At 42.2% G+C, this 13,940-nt stretch carries 12 protein-coding genes; 6 read left to right on the top strand and 6 right to left on the bottom strand.

What is annotated here, in order from left to right; translation table 11 throughout:
• Window positions 1–223: 223 nt before the first annotated feature.
• On the top strand, window positions 224–1,756 hold the full coding sequence (locus V7K42_RS06880; RefSeq protein ID WP_334914734.1) for a 16S rRNA (cytosine(967)-C(5))-methyltransferase: 1,533 nt from the start codon (window positions 224–226) through the stop codon (window positions 1,754–1,756).
• A 57-nt stretch (window positions 1,757–1,813) separates the two neighbouring features.
• Window positions 1,814–2,236: a tellurite resistance TerB family protein gene (locus tag V7K42_RS06875; protein ID WP_334914732.1), complete on the top strand. Its 423-nt coding sequence runs from the start codon at window positions 1,814–1,816 to the stop codon at window positions 2,234–2,236.
• Window positions 2,237–2,283: 47 nt separating this feature from the next.
• Here V7K42_RS06875 and psb35 read toward each other — a convergent pair whose 3' ends face one another.
• Both psb35 and V7K42_RS06865 read right to left on the bottom strand, forming a co-directional pair.
• On the bottom strand, window positions 2,284–2,511 hold the full coding sequence (gene psb35 / locus V7K42_RS06870) for a photosystem II assembly protein Psb35 (protein ID WP_334914730.1): 228 nt from the start codon (window positions 2,509–2,511) through the stop codon (window positions 2,284–2,286).
• A gap of 168 nt (window positions 2,512–2,679) precedes the next feature.
• A complete protein-coding gene (locus V7K42_RS06865; protein WP_334914728.1) occupies window positions 2,680–5,061 on the bottom strand; it encodes a transglycosylase domain-containing protein in 2,382 nt (793 codons plus the stop codon).
• 247 nt (window positions 5,062–5,308) lie between these two features.
• Here V7K42_RS06865 and folK point away from each other — a divergent pair, with 247 nt between their 5' ends.
• The 3 genes from folK (at window position 5,309) to V7K42_RS06850 (ending at window position 7,289) form a co-directional block, all read left to right on the top strand.
• The gene (gene folK, locus V7K42_RS06860) at window positions 5,309–5,824 is read left to right on the top strand and encodes a 2-amino-4-hydroxy-6-hydroxymethyldihydropteridine diphosphokinase (RefSeq protein ID WP_334914726.1); all 516 of its coding nucleotides are present in this window, start codon (window positions 5,309–5,311) and stop codon (window positions 5,822–5,824) included.
• Between the two features lie 69 nt (window positions 5,825–5,893).
• Complete coding sequence (locus V7K42_RS06855) at window positions 5,894–6,442, top strand: NUDIX hydrolase (protein WP_094330041.1); 549 nt, start codon at window positions 5,894–5,896, stop codon at window positions 6,440–6,442.
• Between the two features lie 7 nt (window positions 6,443–6,449).
• The gene (locus V7K42_RS06850; RefSeq protein ID WP_334914724.1) at window positions 6,450–7,289 is read left to right on the top strand and encodes an ADP-ribosylglycohydrolase family protein; all 840 of its coding nucleotides are present in this window, start codon (window positions 6,450–6,452) and stop codon (window positions 7,287–7,289) included.
• On the opposite strand, the gene V7K42_RS06845 is transcribed toward V7K42_RS06850, so the two are convergent.
• Window positions 7,286–8,155 (bottom strand): sulfurtransferase, encoded by an 870-nt coding sequence (locus V7K42_RS06845; RefSeq protein WP_334914722.1) that lies wholly within the window; start codon window positions 8,153–8,155, stop codon window positions 7,286–7,288. The two genes, V7K42_RS06850 and V7K42_RS06845, sit on opposite strands and share 4 nt — an antisense overlap.
• 538 nt (window positions 8,156–8,693) lie before the next feature.
• Between V7K42_RS06845 and V7K42_RS06840 the strand changes: the two genes are divergently transcribed.
• A complete protein-coding gene (locus tag V7K42_RS06840) occupies window positions 8,694–9,725 on the top strand; it encodes a serine hydrolase (RefSeq protein WP_334914721.1) in 1,032 nt (343 codons plus the stop codon).
• A gap of 545 nt (window positions 9,726–10,270) precedes the next feature.
• Here V7K42_RS06840 and V7K42_RS06835 read toward each other — a convergent pair.
• The 3 genes from V7K42_RS06835 to V7K42_RS06825 all read right to left on the bottom strand — a co-directional run bounded on the left by V7K42_RS06835 (window position 10,271) and on the right by V7K42_RS06825 (window position 13,766).
• Window positions 10,271–11,410, bottom strand: coding sequence for an AI-2E family transporter (locus V7K42_RS06835; RefSeq protein ID WP_334914719.1), 1,140 nt, complete (start codon window positions 11,408–11,410; stop codon window positions 10,271–10,273).
• A 91-nt stretch (window positions 11,411–11,501) separates the two neighbouring features.
• Window positions 11,502–11,693 (bottom strand): hypothetical protein, encoded by a 192-nt coding sequence (locus V7K42_RS06830; protein WP_334914718.1) that lies wholly within the window; start codon window positions 11,691–11,693, stop codon window positions 11,502–11,504.
• 369 nt (window positions 11,694–12,062) lie between these two features.
• On the bottom strand, window positions 12,063–13,766 hold the full coding sequence (locus V7K42_RS06825; RefSeq protein ID WP_334914716.1) for a hybrid sensor histidine kinase/response regulator: 1,704 nt from the start codon (window positions 13,764–13,766) through the stop codon (window positions 12,063–12,065).
• Between the last annotated feature and the right edge of the window lie 174 nt (window positions 13,767–13,940).

Raw genomic sequence — 13,940 nt, 5'->3', positions numbered from 1 at the left:
TCTTCTCTTTCTGTGTTCTCTGCGCCTCTGCGGTTCTAGAAAAAAAGAGTGCCAGCCTTAACTGAACGGTATTGAATTAAAGACAGTTCCACACAGGAATTTAGACGCGAATTGAAACAAAACCACCCATAAACAAAGGTGATTCAACCCAAAAATTACGAATTACGAATTACGAATTACGAATTAAAATACAAAAGCCTCCTGACTCCTGAATCTTGTTTTCATGACAAACCCCCGTCAACTAGCTTTTATCGCCCTGCGAGACGTTCATAAGGGGGCTTATGCTGATGTTGCCCTAGATAGAGTACTGCAAAAAGTTAATTTGCCTGATAACGATCGCCGGTTGGTGACAGAGTTAATTTATGGCACTGTCAGAAGGCAGCGCACTCTTGATACTCTCATCGATCAATTCGCCAAAAAGAAATCTCATCAACAACCACAAGACCTTCGTACCATCTTACATCTAGGTTTTTACCAGCTGCGCTATCAAGAACGTATTCCCGCCTCAGCTGCTGTTAATACCACCGTCCAACTCGCTAAGGAAAACGGTTTTTCTGGACTTACAGGTTTTGTTAACGGTCTATTACGCCAGTATCTCAGAAAAGCCGGGGGAGTAGGGGAAGCAGGGGGAGCAGGGGGAGCTGGCGAGGAAAGGGGCAAAGGGGCACACGAGAAAGATTCTTTGTTGTTTCCCCAGTCCCCAATCCCCAGTCCCCAATCCCCAGTCCCCAATCCCCAGTCCCCAGTCCCCAATCCCCAGTCCCCAATCCCCAGTCCCCAGTCCCCAGCCCCATATTTTGATCCGTTACAACTTCCAGAAGACTCAGTGGAACGCCTGGGTATTTTACACAGCTTTCCTGACTGGATTATTCAAGTATGGTTAGAACAACTGGATTTTGAAGAGACAGAACAACTGTGTGAATGGATGAATCAATCACCAACAATTGACTTGCGTATCAACCCTCTTCGCACTTCCATTGAGGAAGTTGAGGTGGCTTTGCAATCTGTTGGTATTTTGGTAAAGCGGATTCCTCATTTACCCCAAGCTTTACGATTTATTGGTAATACTGGATCAATTCAAAAACTACCTGGTTTTAAAGAAGGTTGGTGGACTGTACAAGATAGTAGCGCCCAATTAGTAAGTCATTTGCTCGACCCCCAACCAGATGAGGTGATAATTGATGTCTGTGCTGCACCAGGAGGTAAAACAACCCACATTGCTGAGTTGATGGCAGATAAGGGAAAAATTTGGGCTTGCGATCGCACTTCCTCTCGTCTTCGCAAACTTCAAGAAAATTCTCAACGCCTGAATTTACAATCTATTCAAATTTATACTGGCGACAGCCGCCAATTTAACCAATTTAAAAACACCGCAGACCGGGTATTACTAGATGCTCCATGTTCCGGTTTGGGAACCATGCACCGTCATGCTGATGCTCGTTGGCGACAGACACCAGAATCTGTCCGGGAACTTTCGGTGCTGCAAAAAGAATTACTAACACATACATCAACTTTTGTCAAGTCTGGTGGTGTATTAGTGTATGCTACCTGCACATTGCATCCAGCAGAAAACGAAGAAGTGATTTCGGCATTTTTAGCTGAGTCACCTTATTGGCAAATTGAGTCTCCGGGGGGCTTTGAGTTACCTGAGTTTGTCCGTAGCACGCCTCAAGGTTGGTTTAAAGTCTGGCCCCATCAACAAGACATGGATGGCTTTTTTATAGTTCGCTTAAGAAAAACCAATAATTCCGAATGAATACTGTTTAGGATTGTACGATTTGGTGGAGGTCTTAATCTACCAGAGGAGGCAGCAATGGTTAGCCCTTCCAATGTCAAAAACTTAGTTAAAATCCTGATTGGAGCCGCCTGGATTGATGGCAGAATCCAGCCGGAAGAACGGCAATATCTCCGTGAAATAGCCCAAGCAAAAGGTTTGGCTAACGATCCAGAAATTAAGCCTTGGCTGTACGAATTAGTTCCTGTACAGCCAAAAGAGTGCTATGAGTGGGTGCAGGAGTATTTAGGCGATCGCCCAAGTCTTGAAGATTGTGAAAATCTGATTGAAGCCATCAGTGGCTTAATTTATAGCGATGGTGAAGTTGCCGTCGAAGAAGCCAGACTCTTGACGGAATTGCAGGATATAGTGAAGCCGAATGATTCAATTCAACCGGCTCACACTGGACTTCTTAAACAAATTCAAAAGCTTTACCGTCGTTGGGTTGAAGTGCAAAACTAATCACAGTTAAAAGTCCATAGTCTAATGACTAATGACTAACGACTAAATTATGACTTCGGTTCACTCAGACCCGGAGTTTCTTCTTTATCAACTTTAGGTACAAAATCAGGACGCTCTTTGCTTTCCCAACCTGCGGGGCGTTTCGAGTTGTACCAAGCTATTGAACCAATGGTTACAGCAGCAATAAAACCAACGACATACACCAAGGTAAAAGCAAAAGGAAAATTACCACCACCTGTTGCGACTGAATCTGCTGCCTGCATTAATATATGCATGAGTATATTCTCCAATTTTAAGTAACACTACTTGACAGACTATAGAATGAGCGTATCACTTAACATCCTCCCCTAGTTTAGTTTTAGCAACTTCATATTGCATAGAAAAGATTAGGGGGTAGGGAGCAGGGAGAATAACTATACTCAATACCCAATTCCCACTCATCATTAATTAGAAGGTCTAAGCCGATCCCGCCAGGATGGTTGTGGCGATGAAGAACCTGAAGAACCTGAACTATTGTCGGGAGAGGAAGATCGCCGAGTTCTTCGAGGCGGGGAAGAATCAGATTCGGCTCTTCTAGAGCGCCGCTTGGGAGTAGATGATTCTGAAGAAGAGTTACTGGAAGTTGATTCTTCGCTGCGCTCGCGCCTTCTCCGTCTTGGGGTATAGTCGCTAGATTGCTGGTCTTCTTGAGAATAGCTTCTCCTGCTTCTACGTCTCCTTGATGAATCACTATCTTCAGAATTAGAATTTCTAGAACTTTCCTCTTCTGAGTCCTCATCAGCAGAAATAGAACGATTCAGCACTTGTTTTGGCTTGACTGCTTGGGCTTTAATAGTACCTTTACGACCTTCTAACTTGGGTCGTTTGGGAAATTTTTCTACTGGCATCCCCTCTACCGCTTTTTCCATAAATTCGTGCCAGGTGTAAGCGGCGCTACTACTGCTACCATCTGTGGGGCGGTTATTATCGTTACCTAACCACACCCCTGTCACCATCTGGGGAATGTAGCCAATAAACCACAAATCGCGGGCTTCGTCGGAGGTGCCGGTCTTGCCGGCAACTTGTCTATTATCTAACTGAGCAGCACCACCAGTTCCGGCTTCTACAACGTTGCGTAGCATCCAAGTCATGATGGCGGCACTATCAGCGTCAACGGCCCGTTGAGACTTGAAATTAGCTGACCAAATCACCTTGCCTTGGCGGTTGAGGATGCGAGTAATACCATGAGGCTCTGTGTGCAATCCAAGAGTAGCAAAGCTACCATAAGCGCTGGTCAACTCTAGCAGATTCACTTCGTTGGAGCCGAGAGCCAAGGAGTAGGTGGGCTTGAGTTCAGATTTTATCCCCATATCATGGGCAAGTTTAATCGTTGGGGCAAATCCCACATCAATCAATACCTTCACCGCAATAATATTAATAGAGCGGGTGAGGGCATCTCGCATGTTCATTGAACCGTGGAAGTTTTTACCATAGTTTTTTGGTTCATAACCATCTACTACAAGGGGTGCATCCTCATAGGTATCGTAGGGGCTTTTACCGCTAGCGATCGCAGTAGCATATACAAACCCTTTAAATGTCGATCCTGGCTGCCGTTGTGCCTGGGTTACACGATTAAACTGGTTTTTACCAAAGTCTTTTCCCCCAACCATTGCCTTAATTTCGCCATTCCGGGGGTCAATGGCCACCATTGCTGCTTGCTTAAAGTTCTCCCAGCGTCCTTGATTTCGCAGTGTTTTGGCAACTGCTTCTTCTCCTACCTTCTGCCAAGTCGGATTCAACGTAGTTTCCACTACTAGACCCCCACTTTTTAACACATTAGAAGAAATGTATTTCGGCAATTCTTTTTGGATATAGCTGGTAAAGTAGGGTGATTCTACTTGCACTCGCTTGGGTAAACTGCTTTTGAGAGTTAGTGGCTCTTGGGCTGCTGTCTGTCTTTGCTCTGGTGTAATAACTCCATCATCTTGCATCCGTTGCAATACCAGATTTCTCCGCCGAATTGCCGCTTCGGGATTCTTGTCTGGGGCGTATAAGCTAGGAGCAGGAGCTAATCCCGCAATCGTTGCCATTTCTGCAAGAGAAAGCTGATCTGGCGATTTGCTAAAGTATACCCAGGCTGCATCTGCCACACCATAAGCTCCCGATCCCAAATAAACCAGATTCAGGTAACGCTCTAGAATTTGGTCTTTGGTTAGCTCATGCTCCATTTTTTGGGCGAGGCGGACTTCCTTGAGTTTGCGCCAGATTGTCTGTTCTTGTTTCAAAAACAGAATCCGCGTTAACTGTTGGGTGATGGTGCTACCACCTTCTACCACACCTTGCGATCGCAAATTATTCAAACTTGCTCTCACAATCCCTTGTGCATCGACTCCGTTGTGTTGCTTAAATCTTCTATCTTCTGAGGCGATGAAAGCTTTTTTTAAATTATCTGGTATTTGTTCTAGCTTTAACTGTTCTCTGGTCGCTTCACCTTGTTGTTGTAATATACTTCCATCAGCAGCTTTGATCGTCAGTGTTTGCTCTCTCAAGACAGCATTCAACTCGGACTGATTTGGCAAAGTGCGGTCTATTAGACTGATGCCGTAGATGAAGGCAACTATCCCACCACCTACACTTAAACCTGCCCAAAACCAGATGCGACGATAGAGGGGTTTACCGCCAGTTGCCTGATTGGTCTTCATCCTAGATGGTAAAATTTTCATTTTGCTCAGTAACTGCCTCGTCTGCGCCAGATGTGCTGGTGGTAAGCTCTCATTTGTTCCTCCTTGTCCAGAGTCACTCAAATTAGTTGGTCTTCGCTTGAACCAGGAGGTAAGCTTCCCCACGTCAGTTCCTCGCTCAAAGTAGTAAATATCTAACCACCATCAATCAGCTTTGGGGTCATAGCACCACCATTGTGTTAGTATAATATCCTATAAATAATTAACTAGATTCATCCATAAAATAATGTTTTTTAGATTTAGTTAATTTAGTTTTGTAACAAATGCTGCAATCTTCCCAATTATTCAGAATATAAGTACAAAAAAGTATCCAGAAACACATTTCAAAAATAGCTTACATAAGGAGAGTGCAATGCCTGCGTTGGACTACGCCTACACTCAGCCGAAAAGAAGTGCCGTCGCCCTTGGTAGTAATATCGGCGATTCTCAGACGCTTTTAGAAGCAGCTATCAAAACTTTAGCCCAAACCCCAGGAATTATTTTAGAAGCTAGATCCAATTGGTACCAAACCAAAGCTGTGGGGCCACCCCAGCCAGATTATCTAAATGGCTGTGTCATATTGCAGGTAGAGATGCTACCCCAGCAGTTATTAGAAATTTTGTTAGGAATTGAACAACAATTTGGGCGTGTGCGTCAAGAACACTGGGGGCCGCGTACCCTGGATTTAGATTTGTTATTATATGATGACTTTATACTGGATACGCCAAATCTCCAAATTCCCCATCCACGAATGCGGGATCGGGCCTTTGTGTTAGTACCACTGGCAGAAATTGCCCCAGATTGGATAGAACCAGTTTCTGGGTGTGTTATTAAAGGACTGCTGAAAGAGGTAGACTGTTCTGATGTATGTTTATTGATGGGTAATTAAAATTACCATCTTTAAACACAGAAGAAGACTGATATCACCTCTGTACTTAACAGATAATCAGATTTTACTATGCCATTAGGTAGAGAATTACCACAACTACTAAGACAACGCCTGTTTCACAAAGGACGCAAGTTTGATTTTGAAGTCAATCGCTTGCGTTTGCCTAATAAATCGGAAGGAGAATGGGAATGTATTCGTCACCCTGGTGGCGCTCTAGCTGTACCGGTGACACCAGAAGGTAAACTTGTACTGGTACGCCAATATCGTTTTGCAATTCAGGGACGGATATTAGAATTTCCGGCAGGAACTTTGGAAGCAAAGGAAGAACCTTTGGAGACAATACAGCGCGAAATCGAAGAAGAAACTGGCTATACTGCCAAAAAATGGGACAAATTAGGCGAATTTTTTCTAGCGCCTGGTTATTCTGATGAAATTATCTATGCTTTTCTGGCGCGAGATTTAGAAAAGCTGGAGACACCACCAGAACAAGATGCAGATGAAGATATCGAAACCGTGTTTCTGACTCCCGAAGAATTAGAGAAAGCGATTCTGGAGGGAGAACCAGTAGATGCTAAATCGATTTCTAGCTTTTTTCTGGCACGTCCATTTTTAGTTTAATACCTTTATGCTGCTAGAGTTAGCAATTGCAGATGCTTACGGTGCAGGTTTTGAATATGCTGATGAAATGATCGTTAACAACGATTTGAGTCGATACGTTCAACATCCCCGTTTTCGACTCATTCCTGGCAGCTATACCGATGACACCCAGATGAGCATTGCCATTGCGGAAGTGATTGTTGCTCAAGCACCGTGGACACCAGAAGTTTTAGCCCATAGCTTTGTTAGAGCTTTTAAACGCGATGAGAGAGAAGGGTATTCTCGAAACTTCTACCATTTTTTGGGAGAAATTCAGGATGGGGAAGAATTTTTAAGCAAAATTAACCCTGATAGCGACAAAAGCGGTGGTGCAATGCGTGCAGCACCCATTGGCATCTATCCCACACCAGAAAAAGTAATTGAGGCAGCAACAATTCAAGCAGCAATTACCCACAATACAGCCGATGGGATCAATGCTGCCGTTGCCGCCGCCCTAATGTCGCATTACTTTATTTATCGACTGGGAGCAAAACGCAAATTAGGACAGTTTCTCAAAGGTTATGTCTCTGGAGAATGGAATAAACCTTGGGAAGGTAAAGTAAAATCCAAAGGCTGGATGAGTGTCAGGGCTGCAATTACTGCGGTAATCCGAAATGACAGGATGAGCGAACTTTTACAAGATTGTATCGCTTTTACTGGAGATGTAGATACAGTAGCTGCGATTGCACTGGCTGCTGGTTCTTGTAGCGAAGAAATTACACAAGACATTCCCCATCATCTAGTCACAGGATTAGAAAATGGAACTTACGGTAGAGATTATCTCATTAACTTGGATAAGCAGCTGATGCAGCTTAAATCAGTTTGCTAACTTTCTGTTGCTTGCATAACTCTACTATCAATCGGTAGTGAGAAATCACGCGACCATTCATTCCAAGAGCCAAAATAATTTCTGGCAGAAATTCCTGCCTCTTCAAGGGCTATCAATGTATTAGCAGCCCTTGAACCCTTAAAGCAGTAAACGTATACAATGGACTCTGAAGTAATACCTACAGACTGACAAATTTCTAGAATTTCATTTGGCGAACGGAACGTGGGGATTTCCGATTCCGAATTCATCAGCCGATGCCATTCTAACCACACTGAGTTAGGGATTCTACCTTTGCGAGGACAAAAATCAGCATGGTAGGGAGAAGAACTCAGTCCAAACCATTCATTGCGATCGCGCACATCTAATTTTATAATTGCTGGATTGGTAACTGCTTGCAACATCTCAGCAGTAGTCACCATCATGTCAGCATTGGGATGCAATCTAAATATGCTGCTTTCAGGTAATGGAACTTCATCGGTAGTAGGCAATTCTTCTGTTAGCCACGCTCTATATCCTCCCTGTAAAATAGAGACCTGAGTGCAACCCAAATACTTCAATAAGAAAGCTGCTCGACAAGATTGACCATAGCCTTTATTTAAACTATCTTCATACACAATTAATCGTTCTATACCCGATATTCCCAGCTTGCTCATAATTTCTGCAAAATACTCTTGTAATTCCTTTAATCCTGTTGGGGAAGAATTCTCTAAAAGATAGGTGAAAAAATCTCTAATATTTATGGATGTAGGGATATGAGAAATAGCGTAGTCTTCGGGAGTTCGCGTATCGATAATAACAGCCTGTGATGACTTTTCTGCTAACAGTGACGTAAGTTCTTGAGGAGAAATGAGGAGTTTTGTATTCACACTTTCATGCTTCTGTTATCGTACCATTAGGCATTATCGCGCTCGGTAGATTTGCATTTTGGAATGCAAATCACAGAATAATGAATGTTGAATGTTACGAGAGAACTTTTGATACCGACAAGAGGACTTTTCAAACATCCTCTTATAGCGCGTTACGACGTTCCGTCTTAACACAACGCCATGTTTGCTCAAGTTGGGGGTTTCCCGCCCACACGACTAGCTCCCCTACAGATACTTATATCTTTTAAAAAATTAAATATGATTTCTGTATAAATAATTGCTAGAAAAATTAAAACATAATTATTAGTTCTTAGTACTTGTATAATTACATAACTAATTGATGTTATCTAAGCATCTTTTATATATTCCACCTTGTGTTTTTTTAGCATAATTATTTTTTTCCATAGGTCAATGAATCTATTACGAATTTATGTTGACATGGGATATCTTAGTGATTACGATGTCAATCAATCCGGATCTCATTAACTTCTTCGGAAAATCTCTGTAAATAAATCCAACACTATCCTCACAGCACTACATGAAACTACGCTGGTTGTTACTGAGTTTTACAAGTATTCTTTTACTATCGTCCCCAGCAAAAGCGAATCCCAACACAAATCAAGTTGGCAATGTAAATGACTGGAGTGCAAATCAACCAGCTATTTCTGATTTACAACTCCCAAAACTGAAATTTATTCCTCCGGTTCCTTTGGGTGATTCTGTTAACCCTATAAATAATTCTAAATTCACTGGTATAGTTCCTCTGGGACGCGAGATATCAGAACTAAAAACTCCAATTAAAGCATTAATGGCTCGCTATAGATTCCTCACTCCCGGAATCTTTTTTATGGACTTACAAACAGGAGATTATTTTAGTTTTAACGGTGATAAAGCTTTTTCTGCCGCAAGCACAATTAAGTATCCAATTTTGATTGCTTTGTTTCAGGAAGTAGATGCAGGAAGAATCAAACTAGGTGAAACTTTGGTAATGCGACGGAAACATGTCGCTGCTGGTTCTGGAGATATGCAGTATCAACGAGTGGGAACTAAGCTGAGTCTCTTGCAAACTGCAACCAAGATGATGACGATTAGTGATAATACTGCTACAAATATGATTATCGATCGATTAGGTGGTGCATCTAAATTAAATCAAAAGTTTCGCACTTGGGGATTACAAAGTACTGTGATTCACAATATGCTTGGAGACTTTAAAGGAACTAATAAAACTAGTGCAAAAGACTTGGTACGACTGTCGGCGTTGGTTACAAATAATCAGTTAATTTCTAATACAAGTCAATCCCAAGTTTTGGGTATTATGATTCGTTGTCACAATAAAAGTTTGCTCCCATCTGGCTTAGGCTATGGTGCAAATATTGCTCATAAAACAGGTACTCTACGATTTGTATTAGGTGATGCGGGTATCATTGAAACGCCATCAGGTAAGCGTTATTTAGCAGGAATTTTCGTGCGTAGACCGAATAATGACATTAGGGCTAGGGATTTTATTCGTCAAGTTTCTCGGGTAATGTATGGCTACTTCGATCGAACAAATATCAGTAATCTACCCTAATTATTTGTTGGGGATGAAGTATAAATTCTAAATTTGGCTTTAATTATAGACCAAGTGACTTCCAAATAAAAAAATACTCAAAAAAAACTCTCTTTTCCTCATTCCTCTGTGTTGCGCCAGGTGCTACAAACTCCTCCACCCCCGCAACGCACTGGCAACTCTATTGTCTGGAGTGGTTCGTTTAATTTGAGTAATTTATTTCTTGGAAGTCCCCAATACAGTTCAGTTAAGCATTTATTTCTTCTCTTAGTGCCGCGCCAGTTGCTAGAAGTCGGGGAACCCGCCCAACGACACTGGCTTCTCTGCGCCTCTGCGGTTCTAGAAAAAAAGAGTGCTAGCCTTAACTGAACCGTATTGAAAGACAGGACTTACGCATCTGTCACAAGCAATGGCGCGGTTACACCGCGCCGCGTGCCAAAAAACTACGCGGTAAACATGGAAACAGCAGGACGTTTTAGCTGAATTTAATTTATTTCCGCCTACGCCTAGCTACTTCCCTTGAGGTATGGGGCTAATTTAAAATCTAAAATTAATTAATCTCCTTTTTAGACGATATCATCATCAATCGATCGCTCCCGATTCACAGGGGTACTATCTGCTGTCCAATTATCATCGACTTTGGCAGATTCAGAAATTATCACCAACTCAGTCTCTTTATTATGATTATTTCCCCATTCATCTAAAACATCTTTAATTAACACTTCTTGCAACCAAATCTTAGCGACAACAGTCAGGGGTAGCGCTAGAAATAATCCTAAAAAGCCAAAGAAAGTAACGAAAAATAGCTGGGCAATTAAGGTTATGGCGGGTAGCAATGAGACTTGATGCGCCATCACGACGGGCGTAATGAAATTGCTCTCAATCTGTTGAATGATAAAGTAGAGAATCAAAACAGCGATCGCTTTCCAAGGTTCATCTAAGAACGCGATCGCCATTGCTGGGATTACACTCATTGTTGGCCCCAGGTTGGGAATTAAGTTAAAAAATCCCGCTAACACTGCTAAAGCTAGTGCTGCCTTGACATGTAGAATTAATAAGCCAATAAAACTCATCACCCCTACGACACAGATGGCAATGAAAGCGCCTGTAATCCATCCCTCCAAGGAGACTTCACATTGATCTAAAATCCCATCTACCCGTCGTCGATAAAATGAGGGGAAAAGCCGCACAAATACTTTCCGGTAAGCTAGGGGATCGGTTAACATCATTCCTGTTAAAACCAACACTAGCAAAATCTTGAGGACGACTTCCAAAGAGCCAGATACAAAGGCAAAAGAGTTTCCCAGCAAGCGATTGACGAAGGGTTGTACTTGTTGGATGAGGCTGTTGATATCTGGAATGTAAGGAACTAACTGGTCAGGAATACGAGTTCTCAGGGCATCAAGCCAACTATTAAAGCGCCCAAACCCTTTAGGAACTTGATAAGTTAGTTCTTGAAACTGCTGGGCAAATGGCGGCACAATTAGCCAGAAAAAACCCACAACACCTGCGAAAAAGATACCTACTGCTAGGAGTACAGCGAATCCACGCTTCATTCCAAAGCGTTGAAAGCGTTTCGCTAGCCTATTTAAAGTCGTGGCTAAGACAACTGCGGCAAACATCAGCAAAAGCACTTCCCGAATTTGCCACAGGATGTATAAAGAAAGAAGTATGGCGATTAAGCCGATCCATTGACCGAGGTTCACAGGCTGACTCCCAACGGTTGGCGAGATGCAATTTTATTGTAATTAAGCTAGGTTAGCCGATTTTAGTAACTTGTGCGTAGATGCTTCTAAGTTAATTTTGTTTCTGTGCTTGAAATCGCCACAGAAGCGCGATCGCAATTATAGCGATCGGCAACAATATTATGGTTAGCGCGTTGGTTGCTGTCGCCGGAATTGATAGATTTGGCCCTGCATACTTAATCAATACCGATAACAAAGCCGATAGTAAAAGCAGTTTCAGAACCAATCCTAGTTGATTTTCCATAAAAATATTTGTGGACAGATAAGAATTTGGGCTGTATTGCCCAGTTTCTACAATAAACCTACAGATACAATCCTTTGCAACTTTCTTTAGGAAATGCGATCGCAAAAAGATAGTTGAAAAATCTACCTAAAAGCCTTGAAAGGCATATCTGTCATTTAGGCTTTTCTGTCAATGCGTAAGTCCTATGATTATGAAAGTGACACAAGAGGGTTATGAGCTAAAGAATGTCAATGATTGCCAAAGTTCTGAGCCTTGCGGTAAAACAGTCAAAGAATGGCTGATTACCAACATAGAAATTCAAGAGTAAGAATCACAAGATTTGTGTTTGAAATTTAAGTAATGTAGATAAGCGCCATATACTGCAACAAATCAAGTTAATGATGGGGAAAGTTGACTCCTTGGGCATATCTTCGGTAAGCTGACTGTAACTTTAGTTCCTTCCCCCACTTCACTGGACAAAGTAATATCGCCACCATGTAACTCGACACAACCTTTAGCGATCGCTAGCCCTAAGCCTGTACCGGGGATTGTATCAACGTTACTTCCGCGACAGAAGGATTGAAACAAATTTTCTTGATCTTTAATTGGGATACCAATTCCCCGATCTTGGATGTAAAAGATCACCTCTGATTCTTTACCGATGAGGTGGAACTCTACAGTCCCTCCATCTGGAGAGTACTTAATTGCATTGGACATTAAGTTAATAAAAATTTGCTGCAAAAGTCCGCGATCGCCCCAAAAGCCTTGGGTATGCCCAGTAATGTTAAAAATCAATTCGTAGCGATCGCCTGTTGTTTCTCGCTCTTGTTCTATGAGGTCAGAAAAAAATTGCAGTAAATCAAGTAGGATTGGCTTAAATTTGGGTTTTTCTAGTTCAAATTGGTTAACCAGAAGCATATTATCCACCAGTTTGGACATATATCTTGCTTTCTGTTCAATAATTCCTAGAAACCTCTCTTGTTTAGACTCATCCAGTTGCTGACTATGTTTTGCCAAAGTTGATGCAGCCGCCAGAATTGAAGTTAGGGGCGTTCGATATTCATGGGAAACCGTTGCAATGATTTGAGATTTAAATGTATTTAGTTGCTTTTCTTTGGTAAGGGCTGCTTGAGTTTGAGCTAGCAACTCAGCTTGTTGGATAGCGATCGCTAATTGTACCGAAACTTCATTGAGCATTTGGGCATCATCAGTTTGCCACTGTCGGTCCCCAGAATTATAGTGAGCAATCAACAAACCCCAAAGCTTAGGAGTTGGGTTCCCATTGTTGCTCAAATTAATGGGAACTACCAAATTTGCCTGAGTATTAAATTGCTCTTTCAGGCTGACACAATTACACAAGCCAAGCTCATAAATATAAGGGATTGGGGATTCGGTATGGGGAAGGGTGCAAAGAAGAGGAATTTTCCCCCTGCTCCCTGCTCCCTGCTCCTCTGCTTTTTCCTCTGCCCCGATGCGATCGCACAATGCTACAGTGCGGAATGACTCAACTGATGAGGCAACTATTTTACCGTCGGTATCTGGGGCGAATTGATATACTATCACGCGATCGCACTTCAGAAGTTGCTGTATTTCTGCTACAGCTGTATTCAAAATTTGCTCTAGATTAAGAGACTGGCGAATTCTGAGAGCAGTTGTCGCAATTAAGCGCTGTTGTTCCTGAGTTTTATTGAGTTGGGCTTGCAAGCACGATTGCTTAATGGCGTTGCGGACTGCTAATTGCAGTACATCTTGTGTCACATTGTGCTTAACTAAATAATCCAGCGCCCCTCGTTTCATGACTTGCACAGCCACTTCTTCATCACCCCGCCCCGTCAGCATAATTACAGGGACAGAAGTCGTAAATATCTCCTGCTGCATCCGATCGAAGAATTCTAACCCACTCATATCAGGTAGGCAAAAATCTAGAAGAATGACATCGCAACGGATTTTTTGGCACAAAGCAAGTCCTTCTTCTGCACAATCTGCCTCAAAAATCTGGTAGGACTGGTGCGGATCTTTCAACAGATATCGGCGATAGATTTTCCGATCTGCTGCACAATCATCAATGATGAGTAGCGTCGATGTGTCCAACATATACAGGTATGAGGATTGAGAATGTAAATCCCTTTTATCCAGATTGTGTTTTATTGCATAATTCTAAAAATAATATAAAATTAGTATAAATATAATCTAAATTCTTTAGTAATCCTAAAGAAAGAAACAAATAGTCAAAAATAGAAAAATGAGGAAAAGAATCTAGCAGAGACA

The sequence above is a fragment of the Nostoc sp. genome (genome assembly GCF_036917455.1).
GTDB lineage: Bacteria > Cyanobacteriota > Cyanobacteriia > Cyanobacteriales > Nostocaceae > Nostoc.
This window is presented reverse-complemented; position numbering and strand designations above follow the sequence as displayed.